Below are 25674 nucleotides of genomic sequence, written 5' to 3' on the forward strand. Positions count from 1 at the left end.
TTCGCCATGATCGGACGTCTCAACCACGTCGCCATCGCCGTGCCGGATATCGACAAGGCCGCCGCCGTCTACCGCGACACGCTTGGCGCAGACATTTCCGACAAGGTCCCGCAGCCCGACCACGGCGTGAACACGGTTTTCATCAACCTGCCAAACACCAAGATCGAGCTGCTGGAACCGCTGGGCGAGGGCTCGCCCATCAACAAGTTCCTGGAGCGCAACGCCGACGGCGGCATCCACCACATTTGCTACGAGGTGGACGACATCATCGCCGCGCGTGACAAGCTGGTGGAAAACGGGGCGCGCATCCTCGGGTCCGGCGAGCCGAAGATCGGCGCGCACGGCAAGCCGGTGCTGTTCCTGCATCCGAAGGACTTCAACGGCGCGCTGGTGGAACTGGAACAGGCCTGACGGCGATGACCCTCACAGCGGCAATCGCGATCTACTTCATCGTCTGGTGGCTGACGCTGTTCGCCGTGCTGCCGTTTGGCGTGCGTACCCAGGCCGAGGACGGCGAGGTGACGCCGGGCAGCGTGGAGAGCGCACCGGCCAGGTTCCGCATGCTGCGGACATTTGCCATCACCACGGTGGTGGCGAGCGTCTTTTTCGGATTCGTCTATTTCCTGCTGACGTCGGGCTGGATCGGCCTCGACGACATCCCGTTCCTGCCGGACCCGAAGCAGTTCTAGGCGGGGGAAAGGGAATCGCAGGCAATAAAAAAGCAAGACCGTGAGGTCTTGCCTGAAAGGGTTTTTTTGTTATGCGTGGCGCATCCGGTCACCGGTCACCCGGGTACCGCGCGCGCGTGGTGCCTAAAGGCGATGAGATGACGTCTCCTCCCGAGACTTGGACCGTTCTCATTCGCGCGACTAGCGTGTTGTTCCGCTGCGCCGTCTTGTTATTGGGCGCCATGATACCCGGAAAGAACCCGGTTTCAAGGAGAACATTCACGCAAGGGTCAGAACTATTGTATTTTTTCGCCGGTTCGGATTGTGTGCCGGCATCCAGCCCAACCTGAACCGGATTACCGATGCGACTTTCCCGTTATTTTCTTCCCACCCTGCGTGAAACACCTGCCGAAGCCGAAATCGTCTCGCACCGGCTGATGCTGCGCGCCGGCATGATCCGGCAGGAAAGCGCCGGCATCTATGCCTGGATGCCGCTGGGCCTGAAGGTTCTGCGCAAGATCGAGCAGGTTGTGCGCGAGGAGCAGAATCGCTCCGGCGCCGTGGAACTGCTGATGCCGACCATCCAGTCCGCCGACCTTTGGCGCGAGAGCGGGCGCTACAACGACTACGGCAAGGAGATGCTGCGCATCCAGGACCGGCACGAACGCGACATGCTGTTCGGGCCGACCAACGAGGAAATGATCACCGAGATCTTCCGCGCGAGCGTTCGCTCCTACCGCGACCTGCCGATGAACCTCTACCATATCCAGTGGAAGTTCCGCGACGAGGTGCGCCCGCGCTTCGGCGTCATGCGCAGCCGCGAATTCCTGATGAAGGATGCCTATTCCTTCGACCTCGACAAGGAAGGCGCGCGCGTCTCCTACAACAAGATGTTCGTCGCCTACCTGCGCACCTTCAAGCGACTGGGGCTGACCGCTATTCCGATGAAGGCCGAGAGCGGCCCCATCGGCGGCGACATGAGCCACGAATTCATCATCCTGGCGGAGACCGGCGAGAGCGAGGTCTTCTGCGACAACAAGCTGCTGGACCTGCCGACGCCTGAGCAGGACGTGGACTTCGATTCCGACCTGTCTCCCATCGTCGACGAGTGGCTCTCCTACTATGCCGCGACTGACGAGATGCACGAGGCCGGCCGCTTCGAAAGCGAAGTCGCCGAGGACCGTCGCGTCAGCGCGCGCGGCATCGAGGTCGGCCACATCTTCTATTTCGGCACCAAGTATTCCGAGCCGATGGGCGCGAAGGTGGCAGGACCTGACGGCAGCGAGAAGCCGGTCCACATGGGCTCCTACGGCATCGGCCCGACGCGGCTGGCAGCCGCGATCATCGAGGCGAGCCACGACGAGAACGGCATCATCTGGCCGGCTTCCGTCGCACCGTTCGATATCGGCCTCATCAACCTGCGCGTTGGCGACGACAAGACCGATTCCACCTGCAAGAGCCTGATGGCGGAGCTGGAAGCCGCCGGCATTGAAGTCCTGCTGGATGACACCGACGACCGGGCCGGGGCCAAGTTCGCCAACATGGACCTGATCGGCCTTCCCATTCAGGTTGTCGTGGGTCCCAAGGGCCTTGCCGAGAACACAATCGAGGTGAAAACCCGCGCTGGCGGCGACCGCCAGTCGATTCCGCTCGACGGTGCCGCATCGGCCATCGCCGACATGGTTCGCAAGGCCAAGGGCGCGCTCGCCGCCTGAGGCGGGCGCGGCGCGAAGGCGAGCAGGGGTTTAGACGGGGCGCATGACCGACCAGGCAATCGACAGACCGGAGCGACGGGCACACAAGGGCTCGGGCGACACGATGCCGTTCGGGCTGTTCGAGCGGATGCTCGCCATGCGCTACCTGCGCGCACGCCGCAAGGAAGGCTTCATCTCGGTCATTGCCGGCTTCTCATTCATCGGCATCGTGCTGGGCGTTGCGACGCTCATCATCGTCATGGCGGTGATGAACGGCTTCCGCTCCGAGCTACTTTCCAAGATCCTCGGCATGAACGGGCATCTCGTCATCCAGCCGATCGACCGGCCGCTGAACGACTACGCCGAGCTTGCCTCGCGACTTGGCGAGATCGAGGGAATCCAGATGGCGATGCCCTTCGTCGATGGGCAGGCGCTTGCCTCCACCGCGACCCAGAACACCGGCGTGGTCGTGCGCGGCTTGAGCGAAGCCAGCGTGAAGGGGCTTTCGGCGGTTGCGACCAACGTGCGCCACGGCACGCTGGACGGGTTCGGCGAGAGCGGCGGCCTTGCCATCGGTTCGCGGCTGGCGCAGTCCCTCGGGCTTTCGCTCGGAGACAAGATGACGCTCGTTTCGCCACGCGGCAACGTCACGCCATTTGGCACAACGCCGCGCGTCAAATCCTATCCGGTCACGGCGATCTTCGAGATCGGCATGTCGGAATACGACATGGCCTTCGTCTTCATGCCGATTGCCGAGGCGCAGCTCTATTTCAACCAGGAAGGGCTTGCGACCGGCATCGAACTCTTCGTCGATGATCCCGACGCCATCGACCGCTACCGGGTGGCGATCTCGGCGGCTGTCGACCGGCAGATCTACGTGTCCGACTGGCGCCAGCGAAACCAGTCGTTCTTCGCGGCGCTGGAAGTCGAGCGCAACGTGATGTTCCTGATCCTGACGCTGATCGTGCTGGTGGCGGCCCTCAACATCGTGTCCGGCCTTATCATGCTGGTGAAGGACAAGGGCCGCGACATCGCGGTGCTGCGCACGATGGGCGCGACGCGCGGCGCGATCATGCGCGTCTTCTTCATGACGGGCGCGTCCATCGGCACAATCGGCACCTTCGCGGGGCTGATCCTCGGCGTCATCGTGTGCCTGAATATCGAATCCATCCGCGGCTTCGTGAGCTGGATCACGGGAACGGAAATCTTCTCGCCCGAACTCTACTACCTCTCGCAGCTTCCTGCCGAGATGGCAGCGTCCGACGTCATCGCCGTGGTGCTCATGGCACTCGTCCTGTCTTTCATCGCCACGCTCTATCCGGCATGGCGCGCTGCCAAGCTCGACCCCGTCGAAGCGCTGAGATACGAGTGAGCGCGATGCAGCCAACCGCACAGGCACGCAAACCCGAGTCCGGCGCGGCGACCATGTCGCTGTCGCTCAAGGGTGTGCAGCACGGCTACCAGACCGGGGCAGGGCGCCTCGACGTCCTGAAGGGCCTCGACTTCGCAATCCCGCCCGGCGAGATCGTCGCGCTTGTCGGCCCCTCGGGTGCCGGCAAGTCGACGCTGCTGCACATTGCGGGCCTGTTGGAAAAGCCCGATGCCGGGTCGGTTCGCGTCGGGGGCGTGGAATGCGCCGCGCTCAACGATGACCAGCGCACGGCGGTCCGCCGCCGGCATCTCGGTTTCGTCTACCAGTTCCACAACCTGCTGCCGGAATTCTCCGCCGTGGAGAACGTGCTCATGCCGCAGCTCATCGCCGGGCACGCGCGCGCAGGTGCACGCAAGCGCGCGGTCGACGTGCTGTCCTATCTCGGGCTTGCCGAGCGCCTCGACCATCGCCCGTCCGAATTGTCCGGCGGCGAGCAGCAGCGCGTCGCCATTGCGCGCGCGGTTGCCAATGCGCCGCGCCTGTTGCTGGCCGATGAGCCGACCGGCAACCTCGATCCCAACACGGCGGAGAAGGTTTTCGAGATGCTGCTGCGGTTGGTCCGCGCGTCGGGCCTCTCGGCGCTGATCGCCACGCACAACCTGGAGCTCGCCGGCCGAATGGACCGGCGCGTCACGCTGGAAGACGGCAAGCTCGTCGAGTTCTGATTTCCGCGCTCGGCTGTGCGGGAAGCGATGGTGCCGGTATGGGAAAGCTACGGGACTGGGCTGCTCGTCTGCGGCGTGATGCGACCGCGCTCTATCTGGCCGCGCGTGATCCGCGCACACCCTGGTGCGCACGGGCACTCGGCATCGCGGTTGCCGCCTATGCGCTGTCGCCCATCGACCTGATCCCCGACTTCATACCCGTGATCGGGCTGCTCGACGACTTGATCATTGTGCCGCTCGGCATCTGGCTGGCGGTGCGCATGATCCCGCCACACGTTCTGGAAGAACATCGCCGCGCGGCGGACGCGGCCTTGAGCAGGCCGCTCGGCTACGTGGTGACGGCCGTCATCGTGCTGCTCTGGATCGCGGCGGTTATCGTCACCGGGCTGCTGGCTGTCCGCGTCTGGAGAATTCTCGGAAAGATTTGAAATCCTTGGCGATTTTGCGCTTCGTCAGCGCATTTGACAAAGAGAACAAAACATGAACATACTGTCATCAGTTGTTGAGTTCAGTGACGGAGTATTTCCCATGCGACATGCGGTTCGCGGCATCACGGTCGAGGATTTCGTGGCTTTTGCGGCCTTCTGCGCCTTCGCGGCGACGACGCTTCTGTGGGGCACGCACTGGTCTCTGGTCTGAACCGCGCTCAGGCGTAGATCGGCCTTTGCACAGGGTCATCCACAGTGGACCACTTTCGGCCTTGCGCGTTCCATCGGGTGAGCCGAATCCGCTAGGGTTCTCCCGCGTGCGGTTTGAGGGACGAGTGGTCTCTTCCCGCGCAAGGGGGAGAGCAACCGCGCCATGGCACCGCCATTCATTCATCTCAGGGGGCGTTCGGCCTATTCGTTGCTGGAAGGCGCGATCAAGCTGCCGAAGCTGCTGGACCTTGCGATTGCCGACAAGATGCCGGCGCTGGGTCTCACCGACCGCCACAACCTGTGCGGCGCGCTGGAATTTTCCGAACGTTCTGCCGCTGCCGGCCTGCAGCCGATCATCGGGCTGACGCTGGGCGTCGCCTTCGATGGCTCGGGCGGCGGGCGCGGCGAGCCGCACATCCAGTCGCCCATCCGCCCCGTCGCGCTGCTGGCCAAGGACGAAGCCGGCTATCTCAACCTCATGGAACTCTCCTCGCGCGCCTACCTTGATACCGACGCGAGCGAGACGCCGCACGTCTCCGAGCAGGTTCTGTTCGACAATGCCGCGGGGCTCATCTGCCTCACCGGTGGAGCGACCGGTCCGCTTGGCGGCATGCTCGATCTCGACAACCGGGCAGGGGCGCGCGCTGTCGCCGAACGGATGGCGTCTGCCTTTGGCGACCGGCTCTATGTCGAGCTTCAGCGCCACGGGCTAGAGGTCGAGGAGCGTATCGAAGGGCCAATGGCCGAACTCTCCTATGCGCTCGGCCTGCCCATCGTTGCCAGCAACGATGCCTATTTCGCCAAGCGCGATGACTTCGTCGCCCATGATGCGCTGATGTGCATCGCACAGGGACGGCTGATGGCGGAAACCAACCGGCCCAAGCTGACGCCCGAGTTCCATTTCAAGTCCATGGCGGAGATGGCGGAGCTGTTCGCCGACCTGCCGGAAGCGCTCCAGAACACCGTCGAGATCGCGCAGCGCTGCGCCTTCCGCCCCCAAACGCACAAGCCGATCCTGCCCGGATACACGGTGGAGGATGAGAGTGCCGGCGAGGATGTCGTCGTCGACGAGGCCGCCGAACTGCGCCGCGTCGCCCATGAAGGGCTCGTAGCGCGGCTCGATGCGCACGGTCTGGCGGACGGCTATTCCCGCGAGGACTATTTCAAGCGGCTCGACTACGAGCTCGACGTCATCGCCGGTATGCAGTTTCCCGGTTACTTCCTCATCGTTGCCGACTTCATCCGCTGGGCCAAGGAGCACGACATTCCGGTCGGGCCAGGGCGCGGCTCGGGTGCCGGCTCGGTCGTCGCCTGGGCGCTAACGATCACCGATCTCGATCCGCTGCGCTTCGACCTGCTGTTCGAACGCTTCCTCAACCCCGAGCGCGTGTCGATGCCGGACTTCGACATCGACTTCTGCCCGACCGGGCGCGACGACGTGATCGCCTATGTGCGCGACCGATACGGCGCGGACCAGGTGGCGCAGATCATCACCTTCGGGACGCTGCAGGCGCGCGCCGTGGTGCGCGACGTCGCCCGCGTTCTTGGCGTCCCATACGGGCAGGCCGACCGGCTGTCGAAGCTCATCCCGGCGAACCCGGCCAACCCCGTCACACTCGCGCAGGCCATCGAGAGCGAGGAGAAGCTGCGCGAGGCGCGCGACGAGGATCCGACCATCTCGCGGCTGCTGGAAATCGCGCTGAAGCTCGAAGGGCTGTACCGCCACGCCTCGACCCACGCGGCGGGCATCGTCATCGGCGACCGGTCACTGAGCAAGCTGGTGCCGCTCTACAAGGACCCTCGCTCGCCCATGCCGGCGACCCAATTCAACATGAAGTGGGTGGAGCAGGCGGGGCTGGTGAAGTTCGACTTCCTTGGCCTGAAGACGCTGACGGTGCTGAACGGCGCGGTGACGCTGCTGCGCGAGCAGGGGACGCAGGTCGACCTGGAAAGCCTGCCGCTGGACGATGCGGCGACCTACAAGATGCTGTCAGGCGGCGAGACGGTCGGCGTGTTCCAGCTGGAATCGGGCGGCATGCGCTCGGCCATCATGGGCATGAAGCCGGACCGCTTTACAGACATCATCGCGCTGGTGGCGCTGTATCGCCCCGGCCCGATGGACAACATTCCGACCTACAACGACCGCAAGCACGAGCGAGAGGAACCGGACTATATTCACCCGCTCATCAAGCCGTTCCTGGAGGAGACCTTCGGCGTCATCGTCTACCAGGAGCAGGTGATGCAGATCGCGCAGGAGCTTGCCGGCTACAGCCTCGGCGAAGCCGACCTGCTGCGCCGCGCCATGGGCAAGAAGATCGCCTCGGAAATGGCCAAGCAGCGCCCGCGGTTCGTCGATGGCGCGATCGAGCGCGGCGTCGACAAGGCCAAGGCCCAGCAGATATTCGACCTGCTGGCAAAGTTCGCCGACTACGGCTTCAACAAGTCGCACGCAGCAGCCTATGCGCTCGTCGCCTACCAGACGGCCTACCTGAAGGCGAACCACCCGGTTGCGTTCCTCGCCGCCTCGATGACGGTCGATGTCGGCAACACCGCCAAGCTGAATGATTTCCGCCGCGAAGCGAAGCGGATCGGGGTCACGGTGCTGCCGCCGTCGATCAACACGTCAAGCGCGGATTTCACCATCGATGGCGAAAACCGCATCCACTATGCGCTGACGGCCATCCGCAACGTGGGCCGTGCGGCCATCGAGCACATCGTTGAAGTGCGTGGCGACACGCCGTTCGCCAATCTGGCCGACTTCGCGCAGCGCATCTCGCCGCGCTACGTCAACAAGCGCGCGCTCGAAAGCCTGGCCTGCGCCGGGGCGTTCGATTGCGTCGAGCCGAACCGGGCGCGCGTCTTTGCCTGTGCGGAAGCCATCATGGCGATTGCCTCGCGCTCGGAAGACGGGCGCGTCGGCGGCCAGAACGACCTCTTCGGCGAGGCCAAGCAGGACGACATGCCCCACGCCGGCCTTGAGGACTGGCTGCCTGCGGAACGTCTCAGCCGCGAATACGAGGCCATCGGCTCATTTCTGACCGGACACCCGATCGATTCCTACAAGCCGATCCTGAAGAAGCACGCGATCACGTCGGTCCGCGAATTCGAGGCCGGTGCCCAGTCGGGCACGGCTGCGGCGCGCATCGCCGGTATTGTCGTCGCCAAGCAGATCCGCCGCACCCGCACCGGCGGGCGGCTGGCCGTAATCGGTTTGTCGGACCCTTCGGGCCAGGTGGAATGCGTGGCCTTCTCCGAGGCCGTGCAGGCCTGGGGGCATCTGCTGGAAATCGGGACCCCGGTGATCGCCAACGTGGTTGTCGACCGGGCCGGCGACATGCCGCGTTTTAGGATCCACGATCTCAAGAGCCTGGAAGACGTCGCCGCCCGCATGACCCACACCCTGCACATCCACGTGACGGATCAGGCAGCGGTGCCCAGCATCCAGAACCGGCTGGGGGAGCGTGGGGACGGGGAGGTGAGCCTCTTCCTGCACGATGCGCAGAACGACCGCGAAATCCACATGCGGTTGCCCCAGCGCTACGCCGTGACGCCGCAACTGGCTGCCGCGATCAAGGCCATCCCCGGCGTGGACGACGCTCGCTACCACTAGCGCGCTGACAAACCGGCGCCGAAAACCCGCACGGGCATGGCTTGCCTTTGCGGCGCACCATCCGTATAAGGCGCGCATTCCGCATGCGGGGTTTTGGTCAATGCCGTGCGTTTTCGCACGGTCAATCGTCCTTCCGGTGCCACTGGCCTTAGAGGCCAGCTGGTTCTCCCCGCAGTGGCTCAACCGGACAAGGAGACATAGGAGCCATGGCTCTGCCAGATTTTTCGATGCGCCAGCTGCTGGAAGCAGGCGCACACTTCGGCCATCAGACCCACCGCTGGAACCCGCGCATGGCGCCGTATATCTACGGCGAACGCAACGGCATCCACATCATTGACCTTTCGCAGTCGGTTCCGCTTCTGCACCAGGCGCTGAAGCAGATCAGCGATACGGTTGCCGGTGGCGGCCGCGTGCTGTTCGTCGGCACCAAGCGCCAGGCCGCCGACTCGGTTGCCGAGTCTGCCCGCCAGTCCGCGCAGTACTTCATGAACGCCCGCTGGCTTGGCGGCACGCTGACGAACTGGAAGACCATTTCCAATTCGATCCAGCGTCTTCGCAAGCTCGAGGAGCTGCTTTCGGGTGAAGCGCAGGGCCTGACGAAGAAGGAACTGCTGAAGATGACGCGCGAGAAGGAAAATCTCGATCGCGCGCTGGGCGGCATCAAGGACATGGGCGGCGTGCCCGACCTTCTCTTCGTGATCGACACCAACAAGGAAGCGATCGCGATCAAGGAAGCCAAGCGCCTGAACATCCCGGTCGTTGCGGTTCTCGATTCCAACTGCAACCCGGAAGGCATCGACTATCCGATCCCGGGAAACGACGACGCCGGACGCGCCATTGCGCTGTACTGCGACCTCGTTGCACGTGCCGCGCTTGACGGCATCTCCCGTGGCCAGTCGGCCTCTGGTGTCGATATCGGCGCTGCCGCCGAGCCGGAGCCGGAAGCAGTGGTTGCCGCACCGGTCGAGGAAGAAGCCCCGACGCAGATTTCCACCGAGGAAGAAGGCACGATCGAGGCTCCCGAGATGGTGTTCGAGCGTCTCGAAGCACCGCGCGGTGCGCCTGACGAACTGACCAAGATCACGGGTCTTGGACCGACGCTGGAAACCAAGCTCAACGAAGCCGGTATCTTCCATTTCTGGCAGATTTCCGCCATGGATGACGAGCAGGGTGGCAAGATCGAGGAAGAAGTCGGCGCCAAGGGCCGCATCAAGCTCGATGCCTGGCGCGACGAAGCGCGCAAGCTCATGGAAGCTGGCGCTTAAGGCTTCAACGAATAACCGGAGGGCGGCCAGTCATCGCGCTGTGCCCTTCGGGTGATCTGTTAAGTGATTGATCCGGCGGCGGGATCGCGTCCAATCGCGGCCCGCCCGCCTGCACACGAGACTTCGGAGACAAGAGACATGGCCAATATCAGCGCTTCGATGGTGAAGGAACTTCGCGAGAAGACCGGCGCCGGCATGATGGACTGCAAGGCCGCGCTGACGGAAAACAACGGTGACGTTGAAGCCGCCGTCGACTGGCTGCGCGCCAAGGGCCTCGCCAAGGCCGCCAAGAAGGCAGGCCGCGTGGCCGCCGAAGGTCTGGTCGGCGTTGCCGAGGCGGACAACAGCGCCGCGGTGGTGGAAGTCAATTCCGAGACCGACTTCGTCGCCCGCAACGAGATCTTCCAGAATATGGTGCGCACCGTCGCACAGGTCGCGCTGGAGAATGGCGGCGACCACGAGAAAACATCCAACGCCCAGTTCCCGGGCGCGGGCAAGAGCGTTGCCGAGCACCTGACCGAGATGGTCGGCCAGATCGGCGAGAACATGACGTTCCGTCGCTCTGCGGGCCTCAGCGTCGAGAACGGCGTCGTGTCCAGCTACGTCCACTCCGCCACGGCCCCCGGCCTTGGCCGCATTGGCGTGCTGGTTGCGCTGGAATCGACCGGCGACAAGGAAGCGCTTCGTGCGTTCGGCAAGCAGGTCGCGATGCACATTGCCGCCTCCACGCCGCTTTCCGTCACGCCGGACGAACTCGACCCGCAGGTTGTCGAGCGTGAGCGCCAGGTGCTGATCGAGCAGGCCCGCGAATCCGGCAAGCCCGACAACATCATCGAGAAGATGGTCGAAGGTCGAATCCGCAAGTTCTACGAGGAAGTTGCACTGGTTTCGCAGCCCTTCGTCATCAACCCGGACCTGACCGTCGAGAAGGCGGCCAAGGAAGCCGAGGGCACCGTTGGCGCGCCGATCAAGATCAAGGCGTTCGAGCGCTTCGTCATCGGCGAAGGCATCGAGAAGGAAGAAAGCGACTTCGCAGCCGAAGTCGCCGCGGCGGTCGGTTCCTGATTGCCGCGCGCGGAGGGCTCGATCATGCCGTCTGCAAACGACAAGGGGACGCGCGCCAGGCGCGTCCTCGTCAAGCTTTCCGGTGAAGCTCTCATGGCCGATGCCGGCCATGGCATCGACCCCACGACCGTCCAGCGTTTCGCGCGCGACATCGCACAGGTTCGCGAAAGCGGCGTCGAAGTGGCCGTGGTCGTTGGCGGCGGCAACATCTTTCGCGGCATGGCCGCAGCGGTCGAGGGTCTCGACCGAACCACCGCAGATTCCATGGGCATGCTGGCGACCGTGATGAACGGGCTGGCGCTGGCCGGCGCGCTCTCCGCGCAGGGCTGCGAGGCAGCCGTCCTCTCCGCGATCCCGATGGACACCGTCTGCGAGCCCTATGCTCGCCGCCGCGCCGTGACGTATCTCGGCCAGGGCAAGGTCGTCATCTTCGTGGCCGGGACCGGCAATCCGTTCTTCACCACCGATACCGCCGCCGTTCTGCGCGCCGTCGAATCCGATTGCGACACGGTCTACAAGGCGACGCAGGTCGACGGTATCTATTCCGCCGATCCGAAGACCCACAGCGACGCCACCCGTTACGACATGCTGACCTATGACGAGGTGCTCGCGCGCGATCTCAAGGTCATGGACGGTGCTGCCGTCGCGATTGCGCGCGACAACAAGCTTCCGGTGGTCGTGTTTTCACTGGCGGGCGAGGGTGCCATCGCACGCGCCGTCTCCGGCGAAGGGCGTTCGACGACCGTCAGTGCCTGAATTGTCGCGGCAACCTTGTGGAACAGGGTCGCGGCAGAGTACATCATTGCAGCTTTCCGGCGCGTACCCGCGAATCCTCAACTGGGCGCCCGGGCGAGGGAGGGATGACATGAGCCAATCGTCCGACATGGCGGACCTGAAGCGCCGCATGGATGGCGCCATCAGCAACCTGAAATCCGAGCTTGGCGGTCTGCGCACCGGGCGCGCTTCCGCAAGCCTGCTCGACCCGATCCAGGTGCAGGCTTACGGAAGCACGATGCCGCTGAACCAGGTTGGCAACGTGTCGGTCCCCGAGCCGCGCATGATCAACGTGCAGGTCTGGGACAACGGCCTCGTCAGTGCCGTGGACAGGGCAATTCGTGATTCAAATCTCGGCCTGAATCCCGTTGTCGAGGGTACGCTGCTGCGCATTCCGATCCCGGAGTTGAACGCCGAGCGTCGCCAGGACCTCGTGAAGGTCGCGCACAAATACGCCGAGCATGCACGCGTGTCCGTACGCCACGTGCGGCGCGACGGCATCGATGCGCTGAAGAAGGCCGAGAAGGATAAGACCATCGGCGAAGACGAGGCCCGCAGCGGCTCCGAGGAAGTCCAGAAGCTGACCGACAAGTCGATCTCGGAAATCGATGACATCGTGGCGGCCAAGGAAAAAGAGATCACGCAGGTCTAAGGGGCCGCGTCAGGCGAACCAGCGGAGGCGGCATATGCGCGAGGGTGCGAATACGCCGGCGCCCGACGGCGCCGGACAGCAGCGTCCGCGCCATGTCGCCATCATCATGGACGGCAACGGGCGCTGGGCCTCCGAGCGCGGCATGTCCCGCACCAAGGGGCATCAGGCCGGCGTCGAGGCGGTTCGGCGCTGCGTGAAGGCCGCTGCCGACCGCGACATCGAATACGTCACGCTGTTCTCGTTCAGCTCGGAAAACTGGGTTCGCCCGCAATCGGAAATCGCCGACCTTTTCTCGCTGTTGCGCCGGTTCATCCGCAAGGATCTGGCGGAACTGCACAAGGAAGGCATTCGCATCCGCATCATCGGCCGCCGCGACAAGGTGCCGGACGATATCGTGCGGATGCTGGACGAGGCGGAGGCGCTGACGCGCGACAATACCCGGTTCAACCTCGTCATTGCCTTCAACTATGGTGCGCGCGCGGAAATTGCTGATGCGGCAAAGCGCGCCGCAGAAGCGGTGCTGAAGGGGGCCATCCGTCCCCAGGACATCGACGAGAACAGCTTCGAGCGGTTCCTCGATACCGACGGCATTCCCGATCCCGACCTGCTGATCCGCACCAGTGGCGAGCACCGCATCTCCAACTTCCTGCTGTGGCAGTGCGCCTATGCCGAGTTCGTGTTTCTTCCCGGATATTGGCCCGATTTCGATGCGGCCATGCTGGACGAGGCGCTGGGCGAATACGCCAATCGCAAGCGCCGCTTCGGTGGCATAGCGGCGCGGGCCGAAGGCTAGGCGGCGCGGCAAGTGATGAACATCAGCACGCAGCAGCCCGAACCCGCTGAGCCGCCCCCGCTCAGCCGCGCGCACGACCTGCGCATCCGCATGATTTCCGCCGCCATCATGATTCCCGTCGCGCTGCTCTGCCTGTGGCTGGGGCAGGTGCCGTTCGCCGTGCTTGTCACGGCTGGTGCCATCCTGCTGCTGCGCGAGTGGGTGCGCATGGTCAACGAAGTCCAGTCGGTTCCCGCCGTCGTGCTCGGCTCCATTGCCATCGTCATCGCGGCCATTGCCGGCATCTTCGAGCACACCGGCGTTGCCTTTGCCGTCCTGTGCTGCGGTGCGCTGTGCATTGCAGCGCTCGCCCGTCATCACCGCATCTGGGCAGCGGCCGGTGTCTTCTATGGCGGGTTGCCCGCCATCGCGCTGGTGCACCTGCGCGGGCTGGAAAGCGGGGTGCTTGCGGTCGTTTTCCTTATGGTCGTGATCTGGATGACCGACATGACGGCCTATGCCGGCGGTCGTGCCATCGGCGGGCCGAAGCTCTGGGCATCTGTGTCACCGAAGAAGACCTGGGCCGGGTTCATCTCCGGTCTTGCGGGCGCCGGGTCGGCCGGCATCATCCTGCGCTATATCTCCGGCCCCGAAAGCGCCCATGGGGCAACTATGCTGTTTGCGTTCCTGCTCGCCATGGTCATCTCGGTTGCGGGCCAGATGGGCGACTTGTTTGAATCCTACGTGAAGCGCCGCAACGGCGTGAAGGATTCCGGCACGCTGATTCCAGGCCACGGCGGCGCAATGGACCGGCTCGACAGCCTCGTCACCGCATCCGTCGTCGCAGCCCTCATCGCCATCGCCTTCGGGCTCGTTCGCACTTTCGAGCCGTTCGTCTGGTCGGTCGCGCAATGACCCGCAGACGCCTGACGATTCTCGGCGCCACCGGCTCCGTGGGGACGAGCACGCTCGATCTCGTCTCCGCCGAATCGGATCGCTTCGAGATCGACACGCTGACGGCCAACCGGGACGTTGAAGGCCTCGCAAGACTGGCCATCACCCACAAGGCGCTCCACGCGGTCGTTGCCGACGAAGCCTGTTACGACGCACTCAAGGTCGCACTGTCAGGGCACGACATCACGGTCGCGGCGGGCAGGGCGGCGCTCTGCGAGGCGGCGACACGCCCGGTCGACATGGTCGTCGCGGCAATCGTCGGTGTCGCAGGTCTGGCGCCTGCGCTCGCGGCCGCCCGTACCCAGCCCATGGTGGCGCTTGCCAACAAGGAGAGCCTCGTGTGCGCCGGCAGCCTGTTCATGCGCGATGTCGGCGAAAACGCGACAGTGCTGGTGCCGGTCGATTCCGAGCACAGCGCGCTCCTGCAGGCACTGGGCGGTCCGGCCATCGGCGGCGCGCCGGACCTGACGCATGTCTCCAAGCTCGTCATCACCGCCTCGGGCGGGCCGTTTCGCACGTTGTCAGCCGGCGAATTGGCGCGCGTCACGCCGCAGCAGGCTCTGGCGCATCCGGTCTGGTCGATGGGGTCCAAGATTTCCATCGACTCGGCCAGCCTGATGAACAAGGCGCTGGAACTGATTGAGGCGAAATATCTTTTCGGAATCGACTCCGCTCGCCTGGACGTGCTGGTCCATCCCCAGTCCATCATCCACGGACTGGTGCATTACCGCGACGGGTCCGTGGTGGCACAGATGGCCAATCCCGACATGAAGGTGCCGATTGCGCTGGCGCTTGCCTGGCCGCAGCGCATGGACGCGCAGGTTGATCCGCTCGATCTCGCCGCCCTCGGGAGCCTGACCTTCGAGCAGCCCGATAGGCGGCGTTTCCCCGCACTGGGGCTCGCACGCCAGCTTCTGGAAGCAGACGGGGGCTGCTCTGCCGTCGTGAACGGTGCCAACGAACTCGCCGTGGACCGTTTCCTCGCCGGCGCCATCGGCTTCACGGACATCGTGGCGATCTGCGAGGCAACGCTGGACTCCATGGCCGGTGGCCCGCTGGGTGACCCGCAAAGCCTCGACGATGCCATGGCGCTTGATGCCGAGGCGCGCCGCAAGGCAGGTGAACTGGCAGCCCGTCCCGCCCGTAGCATGTTCGCAGGCTAGGTGGCCGGCACCTCGCGGTAACCATCCCGGTAATCGAGAGCTGATGGAAACCGATAAAATGCGGGCTTTTCCATCGACTTACGATATGCTTGAACAGGTCCGGGCGGCGTGTGCGGACGATCGTGTTCACCTGCCTGAAAAAAGCCATCACGGCCTCTAGAGTAGAGCTTGGCGCCACGGGCATTCCGGCCCGCCGGCCTGCCAGGCACAGCAATCGGGATCCCAAGCGTGTTCGATTTTCTTTCAGGATTTGGCGGGGGTGCTCTCGGTTACATCCTGCCCTTCCTTTTCGTCCTCACCGTCGTCGTCTTTTTCCACGAACTCGGCCACTTCCTCGTCGCCCGCTGGTGCGGCGTGAAGGTTGATGCCTTCTCCGTCGGTTTCGGCCCGGAGCTGTTCGGCTGGAACGACAGGCACGGGACGCGCTGGCGCGTCGCGGCGATCCCGCTTGGCGGCTACGTCCGTTTCCACGGTGACGACAATGCGGCCAGCGCGCCCGACCAGGAGAAGATCGCGCAGATGTCCGCCGGGGAGCGGGCAGTCAGTTTCCACGCCAAGCCGCTCTGGCAGCGTGCTGCGGTCGTCGCGGCCGGGCCGGTTGCAAATTTCATCCTCGCCATCGTCATCTTCGCAGGCATCTTCGCGATTGCCGGCGAGTATGTCCGCCCCGCGACGGTCGACACCGTCCAGGAAGACAGCGCGGCTTCCCGCGCGGGCATCCAGCCCGGTGACGTGATCCGGACCATCAACGGCAAGACGATCGATTCCTTCTCCGACATTCAGCGCATTGTCTCGGCAAGCGCGGGTGACACGCTTGAAATCGTTCTCGACCGGGGCGGGGAAACCATCACTGTCAGCGCGGTTCCGGATCTGCGCGAGATCGAGGACCGCTTCGGCAACAAGCACAATATCGGCCTGCTCGGCGTGTCCAGCGACGCGGATGCCGACAACGTGCAGCACGTCAGCTACTCGGTGCCCGCGGCCGTGGCCAAGGGCATGCGGGAGACGTGGTTCGTGGTCGAGCGGACGATTTCGTTCATCGGCGGCATCGTCACCGGCAAGGACGATGCGTCGCAGCTTGGCGGACCGATCCGCATCGCGCAGATTTCCGGCGACGTGGCCCAGCAGGCCGGTTTCGCCGCGCTCGTCAGCCTGACGGCGATTCTTTCGGTCAGCATCGGGCTGCTGAACCTGTTTCCGGTGCCCATGCTCGATGGCGGGCACCTGCTGTTTTATGGGATCGAGGCGCTGCGCGGACGCCCGCTGAGCGCGCGTGCCGAGGACATCAGCTACCGCATCGGACTGGCACTCGTGCTCATGCTGATGCTGTTTGCGACGTGGAATGACATCACGAATCTCAACCTGTTGGGATAACTTGTGAAATGTCCAGCCGTTGCCTCTTTGCAACGGGTCTGGCCCAACAGTCGAGAAGTGACGCGATGGTGGTTTGCGTAGCGATGTTTTCAAGCTACAAACCATCGCTGAGTAGGTAGGTGACTCGTTTCGGGTCGGGACATGTCACCTGGTTAGTGTGAGCCGCAGCGTTCTTGCGGCATCGGGGTTTGGCTAAAGGGGATTGCCGGGACGGGGTGTACGCGTAGGCAGCGCGACCAACGGATGTGATGCCGGATGGTTGCTTTTTGTTCGTCGCGAACCGTTTCAACGACAATTCTCTTTTGGCAAAATGCGCCGGGCGCGCCGCTTTCTGCATAACGTTGCAGAAGTCGATGCCTGGCGTACAACGATGCGGTCCGGGGGTCCTTTCACGGAACCGCGCGTCAAAGAGAAGGTCAGATGATCGAACAGATCGACAACCCGCACTCGAAGTTCGCCGGCACCGCCGGTGGGGTCCTGCCAGGTTTTGCCGGGAAGGTTCGCGCAGCCGCGATCCGCTTCCTGGCCTTGTCGCTTCTCGTGACCGCAAGTGTCGCGGGTGCGCTGACTGTCGCGCCGTCGGTCGCGTCCGCGCAGACGATCTCTGCCATCGTGGTCGAGGGCAACCGCCGCGTCGACGACGACACGGTTCGCTCCTACGTCACCATGTCGCCGGGCCAGCGCTACAGCGATTACGCCGCCAGCGAATCCGTGAAGCTCCTGTTCCAGACCGGCCTTTTCGAGGACGTGTCCATCGGCATGAGCAGCACGCGCCTTGTCGTGACCGTGGTGGAAGCGCCGCTCATCAACCGCGTCGTGTTCGAGGGCAACAAGCGCCTCGACGACGTCGTTCTGAATTCCGAAGTGGAGTCGCAGCCGCGTGGCATGCTGACCCGCGCCAAGGTCCAGCGCGACACCCGCCGCATTCTCCAGCTCTATCGCCGTATTGGCCGTTTCGGCGCGACGGTTGACCCGAAGATCATCGATCTGCCGGACAACCGCGTGAACCTCGTGTTCGAAATCGACGAATCCGAGAAGACGTCCATTCAGCGCATCAATTTCGTGGGCAACGAGGCATTCTCCGACCCGCAGCTTCGCGAAGTCGTGACCTCGCGCCAGGCGAACTGGCTCAGCTGGCTGCGCACGTCGGACATCTATGATCCGCAGCGCCTCGAGGCTGACCAGGAACTCCTGCGCCGCCACTACCTGAAGATGGGCTATGCCGACTTCCGCGTGCTGTCGGCTGTCGCTGAACTCGACCGTGAGCGCAACGTCTTCTACGTGACGTTCACCGTCGAGGAAGGCCCGCAGTACCGCTTTGGCATGATCGACGTTGAATCCAACGTGCCCGACATCGATCCCAACGCGCTTCTGGGCGGCGTGAAGACGCGCGAAGGCCGTGTCTACAACGCCGAACAAGTCGAGGAGACCTCGGAAGAGCTGACGATCGAGCTCGCCAAGTCAGGTTATGCGTTCGCCACCGTGCGTCCGCGCGGCGACCGTGATTCCGGCGCGCTCACCATCGGCATCACCTATGTGGTGGACGAAGGCCAGCGGGCCTATGTCGAGCGCATCAACATCCGCGGCAACACCCGCACGCTCGACAGCGTCATCCGCCGCGAGTTCGACTTCGCCGAGGGCGATCCCTACAATCGCGTCCTGGTCGACCGTGCACGTCGCCGGCTGATCGCGCTGGGCTATTTCGAGCAGGTCAACATCACCAACGAGCCCGGTTCGACGCCGGACCGTGTGATCGTGAATGTCGACGTGACCGAACAGCCGACCGGTGAATTCACAGTTGGCGCGGGCTATTCGTCCGCATCGGGCTTCCTGGCCAACATGTCGATTGGCGAGCGCAACTTCCTTGGCCGTGGCCAGAAGGTTCGCGCCAGCGTCGGCTACGGCGAAGACAGCCAGACCTTCGAGTTCAGCTTCACCGAGCCCTATTTCATGGGTCGCCGCGTGGCTGCCGGCTTCGATGTGTTCGCACGTGAGTACAACCGCTCCGACAGTTCCGAGTTCGATCGTTCCGACGTTGGTGGAACGGTGCGTATGGGGCTGCCGCTCAACGAAGACCTCCGTCTGAACATCGCCTATTCGCTGTTCAATCGTGAGATCAGCAATACGGACAACGCATCGGCGGCGATTCAGGCCTCTGAGGGCGACTTCATCTACTCGGTCGCGTCCTACGAGTTCATCTACTCGACGCTTGATGATCCACGCCGTCCGCGCAATGGCGTGATCGCCAAGTTCGGGCAGGACATTGCCGGCATCGGTGGCGACGTGAATTTCGTGAAGACGGAAGCCTCGATCACGCACTTCCACGAAGTGCGCCCGCGCCTTGTGACCATGTTCCAGCTCAAGGGCGGCCATATCGCTGGCTGGAGCGGGGACAGTGTCCGCCCGGTCGATGCCTTCCGCCCGTCGATCCGCGGCTTTGAGTCATTCGGTCCGCGAGATTCTGATCCGGCTAGCCCGGACGCTCTCGGCGGCAACATCTATGTGACGGCAACGGCCGAGCTTCAGTTCCCGCTTCCGGTCATTCCTGCGGATCTGGGCTTCTCCGGCGCGATCTTCGCGGATGCGGCGATCCTGACGAACACGGACGCGACCGACTTCGCTCCAGGTCTGGGTGTGAACGACGACAACTCCATCCGGTCGTCGGCGGGTCTCAGCATCCTGTGGGATTCGCCCTTCGGCCTGCTGCGTGGCGACGTGGGTATTCCGCTCACCAAGGAAGACTACGACGAAACGCAGATCTTCAAGTTCGGTGGCGGCACGCGCTTCTGACGCCTGCGCCAGTCTGACGACACGACGGCCCGCCAATGGCGGGCCGTTTCGTTTGAAACAGCTGCCCCGCTCGGCATTGTCGGGCCATGCTTTTCAGAGCTTTCAAAGCAGGCTAGAAAAGCGACCAGTTAACGAACGAATGCCGGACCCGGCAGCGCCCGTGGTTCGCTGATTGTCTCCAAGCGACTTGTGAGTTCTCGTCCCGATGCCGTTCTACAAGCCCACTGGACCGCACACACTGGCCAAGCTGGCCGAGACAATTGATGCGGAACGCGTCCGGGGTGATGCCGGGCTTGAGCTGAGCGACGTGGCCAGCCTCGACAATGCCGGTGCGGGCGACATCAGCTTTTTCGCCAACACGGCCTATCTCGAAGACCTGAAAGCAAGCTCTGCGGGCGCTGTCATCACCAAGCAGCGTTTTGCCGATCAGGTTCCTGACGGCATAGCCGTGCTGGTCAGCGCCAATCCGGCCGAGTCGTTCGAAGCGCTGGTTCGCCTGTTCTACCCGCAGGCTTCAAAGCCGCTGGCCGTGTGGGACGACGCCGGAATCTCCGAGCGGTCCCATGTTCACCCGACAGCCGAGCTGGAAGACGGTGTCATCGTCGAACCGGGCGCTGTCATCGGCCCGCGTGCGCAGGTCGGCAGCGGCACGCGGGTCATGGCAAGCGCGGTGATCGGAGCGGATGTGCGGGTCGGGCGCGACGGCAGCATTGGCCCCAACTCCAACGTGACGCATGCATTCCTGGGCGACAGGGTGATCCTGCATCCCGGCGTCTGCATCGGGCAGGATGGTTTTGGCTACTCGCCGGGACCGAGCGGCATTGAAAAGGCGCACCAGGTGGGCCGGGTCATCATCCAGAACGATGTCGAGATCGGGGCTGGAACCTGCATCGATCGTGGCGCTGTCCGCGACACGATGATCGGCGAGGGGACCAAGATCGACAACCTCGTCCAGATTGCCCACAACTGCGTCGTCGGGCGGTTCTGCATCATCGTCAGCAAGGTCGCGCTCGCCGGCAGCGTGACGCTGGGCGACGGCGTGATGATCGGCGGAGACTCATCGGTCAACAATCACGTCACCATCTGCAGCGGTGCTCGCATCACGGCACTCAGCGCAGTCCAGAACGACATCACCGAACCCGGCGACTATGGCGGCGTACCCGTGCTGCCTGTCCGGCAGTGGTTCCGCGAACTTTTCACACTTCAGCGCATGGTGCGCGAACGTATCGAAGCCGAGAAGCGTGGCGTTTCGAGCGCCACCAAGGAGACAGATCGATGACCACGGCTGAAAAGCCGCCGAAGAAGATGGAAGCGGCGGATATCCTCAAGATCATGGAGATGCTGCCGCATCGGTATCCTTTTCTCCTGGTTGACCGGATGCTGGAAATCAACGAGGACATGTCCGGCATCGGGCTGAAGAACGTCACCGCGAACGAGCCGCATTTTCAGGGTCACTTTCCAGACCAGCCGATCATGCCCGGCGTGCTGATCGTCGAGGGCCTGGCGCAGACCGCCGGGACCGTCGCTCTGGTGCTTGAAAATTCCGATGTGCCGAAGCGGGTCTACTTCATGGCCATCAACGAGGCGAAGTTCCGCAGGCCGGTGGTGCCTGGTGACGCGCTGCATTATCACGTGCGCCTGCTGCAACGCCGCCGAAACGTCTGGCGTTTTGCCGGCGAAGCGTTGGTCGATGGCGAGAAGGTCGCCGAGGCCGAAATGACTGCCATGATTACCGAGGCGATCTGACTTCGCCGCCGAACGGAATGACCATGACAACAATACACGCGTCAGCACATGTTGATCCCAGCGCCGAGATTGGGGAGGGCGTCGAGATCGGTCCCTTCTGTGTCATCGGGCCCGAGGTGACGGTCGGCGATGGTGCCGTGCTGCGTTCGCACGTGTCTCTGGAAGGTTCGATGAGCCTGGGTGCGGGCTGTATCGTCCATCCGTTCGCCGCGCTTGGCGGACCGCCCCAGCACACCGGCGACAAGGGTGTGGGGACCCGGCTTGAGGTTGGCGACAACACCACCATCCGCGAGAGCGTCACGATGAACCGTGGCATGTCGACCGGCAGCGGTCTGACGCGCGTTGGCTCCAATTGCTACTTCATGGCCTATTCCCACGTCGCGCACGACTGCTCGGTGGGCAGCAATGTCGTTTTCGCCAACAGCGCGACGATTGGCGGCCACTGCCATGTCGGTGACGGGGTCATCATCTCCGGGCTCGCCGCGGTGCACCAGCATTGCCGCATTGGTACCGGCGCATTCGTCGGTGGCGTGTCCGGCGTGACCAAGGACGTCATCCCCTTCGGCTCCGTTGTTGGCGACCGCGCCGAACTTGGCGGGTTGAACATCGTGGGGCTCAAACGTCGCGGCTATGACCGCAAGACGATCCACGAGTTGCGGAATGCCTACAAGCAGGTTTTCTCCGGTTCCGGCACGCTTCAGGACCGCGCGCAGGCGGTCGAGAAGCAGTACGAGGACAATCCGCTTGTCCGCATGATCGTGGATTTCCTGAAGACCGGTTCCGGACGCGCATTCTGCACCCCGCGTGACGCTTCGCGCGTGTGACGCCTCATGCCCTGTGGCGGTCAACCATGAGCGGTCAGGGCACAGGCGGCGGACGCATCGCGTTGTATTCAGGGGAGGGCGAATTGCCGTCCTACCTAGCCGAAGAGGGCCGCGCCACGGGCGTCGACCTCGTCGTCTACGGAATTGACGGCCTGTACGCGCAGAACCTCAAGCCGGACGCTGTTTTCGGTCTTGGCGAAGTCGGCCGCATGAAGCGCCAGATGAAGGCCGACAAGGTCGAGCGCGTCGTCTTTTCCGGCCGCTTCTATCGCCCGGACTACGCGGCCGTCGCCTGGGATGCCGGCGGCGTCGCCATGCTTCCCAAGATCCTCAAGACCCGTATCGGCGGCGACGACAGCACGTCGCGCGCAATCAGCTCCATCGTCGATTCCTGGGGGCTGTCGCTCGCCGGGCCGCTCGATATCGCGCCATCCTTTGCCGCAACCAGCGGGGCCTTGTCGCGCAAGAAGCCGACGCGCGTGCAATCGGAAGATATCGCGTTCGGATTCGATGTTGTTGCCGGGCTTGGCGCGTTCGACATCGGGCAGGCGATCATTGTGCACGACCGGCGCATTCTCGCCGTCGAGGCGGCGGAAGGCACGGACCTGATGATCGAACGCATCTCCACGTTGCGCGCCAATGGAAGGCTGCGGGTGAAAGTACCCAGCGGCATCCTCGTGAAGACGGCAAAGCCCGGTCAGGAAATGCGCATGGACATGCCCGTCATCGGCAGCGACACGGTGCGCAAGGCGGCCGAGAGCGGGCTGGCCGGCATTGCGATTGCCGCCGGAGAAGTCCTCCTGGCGACGCCGAACGCCGTCCGCGAGGAAGCCGAGCGCGCCGGCATCTTCGTTGCCGGCATCGCGCGGGATGCTGTGTGATGGGCGCGTCAGCGCTCAAGGTTTTCGTCATCGCGGGCGAGGAATCCGGCGACAGGCTCGCCGCGACGCTCATAGCCGAACTCAAGAAACGGTTCGATACCGTCGAGATCGCCGGCATTGGCGGCGATGCGCTGTCCGAGCATGGCCTTGCCTCGCTGTTTCCCATGGACGAACTGTCCATCATGGGCGTCAGCGCCGTGCTCAGGCAGCTGCCCTCGCTGCTGCGTCGGATCGAGCAGGCAAGCAAGGCTGCAGCATCATTTCAGCCCGACGTCGCGATCCTGGTCGACGCACCGGACTTCAACCTCCGTGTTGCCCGCAAGCTGCGCGCGCGCGCACCGAAAATCCCCATCGTGAAATGGGTTTCGCCGTCCGTCTGGGCATGGCGTTCCGGCCGGGCCAAGGCGATGGTGCCCTATATCGACCATCTGCTGGCGCTGCTGCCGTTCGAGCCGGATGCACACCGTGATCTGGGCGGGCCTCCCTGCACCTATACCGGCCATCCGCTGCTGTCGCGCCTGCATGACCTGCGCCCGTCACGCGGCGAGCGCGCCCCGCTGGCTGAAGCAAATCCACCGAACCTGCTGGTGATGCCCGGCAGCCGCCGCAGCGAGTTGCGCGGGCATGGTGCCCTGTTCGGTGAGGCGCTGAGCTTTGCCAGGCAACACGGCGCGTCGTTCACGGTCACCGTGCCGACGCTGCCGCGCATTGCCGAAGACGTACGCGAACTGGTCCGTGACTGGCCGGTGGATGTGGCGGTCGTTTCCGGCAAGGACGAGCGGGACCAGGCCTTCCGCTCGGCCCATGCCGCGCTCGTTGCGTCCGGTACCTCGACGCTCGAACTGGCCATCGCCGGCGTCCCGATGGTGGTCGCCTACAAGGTCGAGACGATGATGCTGCCGGTCATGCCGTTTATACGCATATGGACCGCCGTCTTGCCGAACCTCATCATCGGCCGCCCGGCAATCCGCGAGTATCTCGGAAACATGCTGCGCCCCGAAACGCTGGGTGCGGCCGTTGCCATGTTGCTCGCCGATACGCCGGAACGACGTGCCATGACTGAGAGCCTTCGCGAACTCGATGCGAAGATGTCGACAGGCGAGCGCAGCCCCGCCGAGATCGCTGCCGACACCGTACTTGCGACGATGGCGGCGAAACGCGGCGACAAGCTTCTGGGCAAGTGAGCGATAGAACGAAAAAGGGCCACCCCATCGGGGCAGCCCTCGTTCACATTCGAATGCCGCGGAAAGACTACTTGCGCGAGGTCATCGGCACATAGTCGCGACGCGTCGAGCCCGTGTAGAGCTGGCGCGGACGGCCGATCTTCTGCTTCGGGTCCTCGATCATTTCCTTCCACTGGGCGATCCAGCCGACGGTGCGCGCAAGCGCGAACAGCACGGTGAACATGGTGGTCGGGAAGCCGAGCGCCTTCAGCGTGATGCCGGAATAGAAGTCGATGTTGGGATAGAGCTTCTTCTCGACGAAGTACTCGTCGTGAAGCGCGATCTTCTCCAGCTCCATTGCCACGTCCAGCAGGGGATCGTCCTTGATGCCCACTTCGGCCAGAACCTCGTGGCAGGTGCGCTGCATCACGCGGGCGCGCGGATCGTAGTTCTTGTAGACGCGGTGACCGAAGCCCATCAGGCGGAACGGGTCGTTCTTGTCCTTGGCGCGGTCGATGAACTCGGGAATGCGGTCCACCGAACCGATTTCCTGCAGCATTTCGAGGGCCGCTTCGTTTGCGCCGCCGTGGGCCGGACCCCAGAGGCAGGCAATGCCGGCAGCGATGCAGGCGAACGGGTTGGCGCCCGAGGAGCCCGCGAGGCGAACGGTGGAGGTCGACGCGTTCTGCTCGTGGTCGGCGTGCAGGATGAAGATGCGGTCCATGGCACGCGAAAGGATCGGATTCACCTTGTATTCCTGGCACGGCACCGCGAAGCACATGTGCAGGAAGTTGGAAGCGAAATCGAGTTCGTTGCGCGGATAGATGAAGGGTTGGCCGACGGAGTACTTGTAGGCCATCGCCGCAATCGTCGGCATTTTCGCGATCATGCGCACCGAGGCGACCATGCGCTGGTATGGGTCCGCGATGTCGGTGGAGTCGTGGTAGAACGCCGACATGGCGCCGACGACGCCGCACATGATGGCCATCGGGTGCGCGTCTCGGCGGAAGCCGGAATAGAAGCGCGCCATCTGCTCGTGCAGCATCGTGTGGTTGGTCACGCGATGGTCGAAATCAGCCTTCTGCTGCGGCGTCGGCAGTTCGCCGTAGAGCAGCAGGTAGCAGGTTTCCAGGAAGTCGCCATGCTCGGCAAGCTGCTCGATCGGGTAGCCGCGATAGAGCAGGATCCCTTCGTCACCGTCGATATAGGTAATCTTGGATTCGCAACTGGCGGTCGAGGTGAAGCCCGGATCGTAGGTGAACATGCCCGTCTGGGCATAGAGCTTGGAAATGTCCGCGACGTCCGGTCCGATCGATCCGCTCATGATCGGCAGGTCAATCTGCTCCGAACCAACATCCAGTTTGGCGGAATTATCAGCCATCATCCGTCTCCCGAGTTGCGCCGCGGTCGGCCTCCGATTGCGAAATTCTTCCAATCGCGCCCACTGGCGTCAGCAATGCATTGCGCTTGCTGGCACCTTCCGTCAGTTGCCATAGACGGCGGGGAGGTCCGGTCCGAAGTCAAGAAATTACGGGCTACTGGGT

22 protein-coding genes are annotated in these 25674 nt (G+C 63.9%); 21 read left to right on the forward strand and 1 reads right to left on the reverse strand.

Going from position 1 to position 25674, the window contains the following annotated elements:
- Positions 1–6 precede the first annotated feature (6 nt).
- The 21 genes from mce (at position 7) to lpxB (ending at position 24151) form a co-directional block, all read left to right on the forward strand.
- Complete coding sequence (gene mce, locus ACKTEK_RS06470) at positions 7–411, forward strand: methylmalonyl-CoA epimerase (RefSeq protein WP_409164414.1); 405 nt, start codon at positions 7–9, stop codon at positions 409–411.
- A gap of 5 nt (positions 412–416) precedes the next feature.
- Positions 417–689 (forward strand): DUF1467 family protein, encoded by a 273-nt coding sequence (locus ACKTEK_RS06475; protein ID WP_409164415.1) that lies wholly within the window; start codon positions 417–419, stop codon positions 687–689.
- 341 nt (positions 690–1030) lie between these two features.
- A complete protein-coding gene (proS, locus tag ACKTEK_RS06480) occupies positions 1031–2383 on the forward strand; it encodes a proline--tRNA ligase (RefSeq protein WP_409164416.1) in 1353 nt (450 codons plus the stop codon).
- 103 nt (positions 2384–2486) lie between these two features.
- Positions 2487–3734, forward strand: a complete 1248-nt coding sequence (locus ACKTEK_RS06485; RefSeq protein ID WP_409164901.1) for a lipoprotein-releasing ABC transporter permease subunit — start codon at positions 2487–2489, stop codon at positions 3732–3734.
- 5 nt (positions 3735–3739) lie between these two features.
- Positions 3740–4459: an ABC transporter ATP-binding protein gene (locus tag ACKTEK_RS06490; RefSeq protein WP_409164417.1), complete on the forward strand. Its 720-nt coding sequence runs from the start codon at positions 3740–3742 to the stop codon at positions 4457–4459.
- A gap of 38 nt (positions 4460–4497) precedes the next feature.
- A complete protein-coding gene (locus tag ACKTEK_RS06495) occupies positions 4498–4887 on the forward strand; it encodes a YkvA family protein (RefSeq protein ID WP_409164418.1) in 390 nt (129 codons plus the stop codon).
- Positions 4888–5260: 373 nt separating this feature from the next.
- A complete protein-coding gene (dnaE, locus tag ACKTEK_RS06500; protein ID WP_409164419.1) occupies positions 5261–8707 on the forward strand; it encodes a DNA polymerase III subunit alpha in 3447 nt (1148 codons plus the stop codon).
- A 206-nt stretch (positions 8708–8913) separates the two neighbouring features.
- Positions 8914–9972: a 30S ribosomal protein S2 gene (locus tag ACKTEK_RS06505; RefSeq protein WP_409164420.1), complete on the forward strand. Its 1059-nt coding sequence runs from the start codon at positions 8914–8916 to the stop codon at positions 9970–9972.
- Between the two features lie 138 nt (positions 9973–10110).
- Positions 10111–11037 (forward strand): translation elongation factor Ts, encoded by a 927-nt coding sequence (tsf, locus tag ACKTEK_RS06510; RefSeq protein WP_409164421.1) that lies wholly within the window; start codon positions 10111–10113, stop codon positions 11035–11037.
- Between the two features lie 24 nt (positions 11038–11061).
- Complete coding sequence (gene pyrH / locus ACKTEK_RS06515; RefSeq protein ID WP_409164422.1) at positions 11062–11793, forward strand: UMP kinase; 732 nt, start codon at positions 11062–11064, stop codon at positions 11791–11793.
- Positions 11794–11902: 109 nt separating this feature from the next.
- Positions 11903–12463 carry a ribosome recycling factor gene (gene frr / locus ACKTEK_RS06520; protein WP_409164423.1) on the forward strand — a complete coding sequence of 187 codons (561 nt, stop codon included), beginning with the start codon at positions 11903–11905 and terminating at the stop codon, positions 12461–12463.
- A 34-nt stretch (positions 12464–12497) separates the two neighbouring features.
- Positions 12498–13256: an isoprenyl transferase gene (locus ACKTEK_RS06525; protein ID WP_409164424.1), complete on the forward strand. Its 759-nt coding sequence runs from the start codon at positions 12498–12500 to the stop codon at positions 13254–13256.
- 15 nt (positions 13257–13271) lie between these two features.
- Positions 13272–14150: a phosphatidate cytidylyltransferase gene (locus ACKTEK_RS06530; RefSeq protein WP_409164425.1), complete on the forward strand. Its 879-nt coding sequence runs from the start codon at positions 13272–13274 to the stop codon at positions 14148–14150.
- A complete protein-coding gene (dxr, locus tag ACKTEK_RS06535) occupies positions 14147–15352 on the forward strand; it encodes a 1-deoxy-D-xylulose-5-phosphate reductoisomerase (RefSeq protein WP_409164426.1) in 1206 nt (401 codons plus the stop codon). Before ACKTEK_RS06530 ends, dxr begins: the two co-directional genes overlap by 4 nt.
- Positions 15353–15580: 228 nt before the next feature.
- A complete protein-coding gene (gene rseP / locus ACKTEK_RS06540) occupies positions 15581–16726 on the forward strand; it encodes an RIP metalloprotease RseP (RefSeq protein ID WP_409164427.1) in 1146 nt (381 codons plus the stop codon).
- Between the two features lie 420 nt (positions 16727–17146).
- Positions 17147–19516, forward strand: a complete 2370-nt coding sequence (gene bamA, locus ACKTEK_RS06545) for an outer membrane protein assembly factor BamA (protein WP_409164428.1) — start codon at positions 17147–17149, stop codon at positions 19514–19516.
- Between the two features lie 205 nt (positions 19517–19721).
- Positions 19722–20795, forward strand: coding sequence for a UDP-3-O-(3-hydroxymyristoyl)glucosamine N-acyltransferase (lpxD, locus tag ACKTEK_RS06550; protein WP_409164429.1), 1074 nt, complete (start codon positions 19722–19724; stop codon positions 20793–20795).
- Entirely contained in the window at positions 20792–21262 is a 471-nt protein-coding gene (fabZ, locus tag ACKTEK_RS06555; protein WP_409164430.1) for a 3-hydroxyacyl-ACP dehydratase FabZ, read from the forward strand. The genes lpxD and fabZ overlap by 4 nt, the downstream gene beginning before the upstream one ends.
- 23 nt (positions 21263–21285) lie before the next feature.
- On the forward strand, positions 21286–22086 hold the full coding sequence (gene lpxA / locus ACKTEK_RS06560; RefSeq protein ID WP_409164431.1) for an acyl-ACP--UDP-N-acetylglucosamine O-acyltransferase: 801 nt from the start codon (positions 21286–21288) through the stop codon (positions 22084–22086).
- A 26-nt stretch (positions 22087–22112) separates the two neighbouring features.
- Positions 22113–22967, forward strand: a complete 855-nt coding sequence (locus ACKTEK_RS06565) for an LpxI family protein (protein ID WP_409164432.1) — start codon at positions 22113–22115, stop codon at positions 22965–22967.
- Positions 22967–24151 (forward strand): lipid-A-disaccharide synthase, encoded by a 1185-nt coding sequence (lpxB, locus tag ACKTEK_RS06570; protein WP_409164433.1) that lies wholly within the window; start codon positions 22967–22969, stop codon positions 24149–24151. Before ACKTEK_RS06565 ends, lpxB begins: the two co-directional genes overlap by 1 nt.
- Positions 24152–24218: 67 nt before the next feature.
- Here lpxB and gltA read toward each other — a convergent pair whose 3' ends face one another.
- Positions 24219–25511, reverse strand: a complete 1293-nt coding sequence (gltA, locus tag ACKTEK_RS06575; protein WP_409164434.1) for a citrate synthase — start codon at positions 25509–25511, stop codon at positions 24219–24221.
- Between the last annotated feature and the right edge of the window lie 163 nt (positions 25512–25674).

Origin of the sequence: Tepidamorphus sp. 3E244, assembly GCF_046159835.1 — a bacterium.
Taxonomy (GTDB): Bacteria; Pseudomonadota; Alphaproteobacteria; order Rhizobiales; family Tepidamorphaceae; genus JACKJK01.

Bases quoted from the DNA above. Each gene is read 5' to 3' on its own strand.
- bamA (WP_409164428.1), top strand. From the start codon at position 17,147: ATGATCGAACAGATCGACAACCCGCACTCGAAGTTCGCCGGCACCGCC.
- lpxA (WP_409164431.1), top strand. From the start codon at position 21,286: ATGACAACAATACACGCGTCAGCACATGTTGATCCCAGCGCCGAGATT.
- ACKTEK_RS06475 (WP_409164415.1), top strand. From the start codon at position 417: ATGACCCTCACAGCGGCAATCGCGATCTACTTCATCGTCTGGTGGCTG.
- mce (WP_409164414.1), top strand. From the start codon at position 7: ATGATCGGACGTCTCAACCACGTCGCCATCGCCGTGCCGGATATCGAC.
- ACKTEK_RS06530 (WP_409164425.1), top strand. From the start codon at position 13,272: ATGAACATCAGCACGCAGCAGCCCGAACCCGCTGAGCCGCCCCCGCTC.
- ACKTEK_RS06565 (WP_409164432.1), top strand. From the start codon at position 22,113: ATGAGCGGTCAGGGCACAGGCGGCGGACGCATCGCGTTGTATTCAGGG.
- fabZ (WP_409164430.1), top strand. From the start codon at position 20,792: ATGACCACGGCTGAAAAGCCGCCGAAGAAGATGGAAGCGGCGGATATC.
- ACKTEK_RS06525 (WP_409164424.1), top strand. From the start codon at position 12,498: ATGCGCGAGGGTGCGAATACGCCGGCGCCCGACGGCGCCGGACAGCAG.
- pyrH (WP_409164422.1), top strand. From the start codon at position 11,062: ATGCCGTCTGCAAACGACAAGGGGACGCGCGCCAGGCGCGTCCTCGTC.
- dxr (WP_409164426.1), top strand. From the start codon at position 14,147: ATGACCCGCAGACGCCTGACGATTCTCGGCGCCACCGGCTCCGTGGGG.
- gltA (WP_409164434.1), bottom strand. From the start codon at position 25,511: ATGGCTGATAATTCCGCCAAACTGGATGTTGGTTCGGAGCAGATTGAC.
- ACKTEK_RS06505 (WP_409164420.1), top strand. From the start codon at position 8,914: ATGGCTCTGCCAGATTTTTCGATGCGCCAGCTGCTGGAAGCAGGCGCA.
- ACKTEK_RS06495 (WP_409164418.1), top strand. From the start codon at position 4,498: ATGGGAAAGCTACGGGACTGGGCTGCTCGTCTGCGGCGTGATGCGACC.
- ACKTEK_RS06485 (WP_409164901.1), top strand. From the start codon at position 2,487: ATGCCGTTCGGGCTGTTCGAGCGGATGCTCGCCATGCGCTACCTGCGC.
- proS (WP_409164416.1), top strand. From the start codon at position 1,031: ATGCGACTTTCCCGTTATTTTCTTCCCACCCTGCGTGAAACACCTGCC.
- lpxB (WP_409164433.1), top strand. From the start codon at position 22,967: ATGGGCGCGTCAGCGCTCAAGGTTTTCGTCATCGCGGGCGAGGAATCC.
- dnaE (WP_409164419.1), top strand. From the start codon at position 5,261: ATGGCACCGCCATTCATTCATCTCAGGGGGCGTTCGGCCTATTCGTTG.
- lpxD (WP_409164429.1), top strand. From the start codon at position 19,722: ATGCCGTTCTACAAGCCCACTGGACCGCACACACTGGCCAAGCTGGCC.
- tsf (WP_409164421.1), top strand. From the start codon at position 10,111: ATGGCCAATATCAGCGCTTCGATGGTGAAGGAACTTCGCGAGAAGACC.
- frr (WP_409164423.1), top strand. From the start codon at position 11,903: ATGAGCCAATCGTCCGACATGGCGGACCTGAAGCGCCGCATGGATGGC.
- ACKTEK_RS06490 (WP_409164417.1), top strand. From the start codon at position 3,740: ATGCAGCCAACCGCACAGGCACGCAAACCCGAGTCCGGCGCGGCGACC.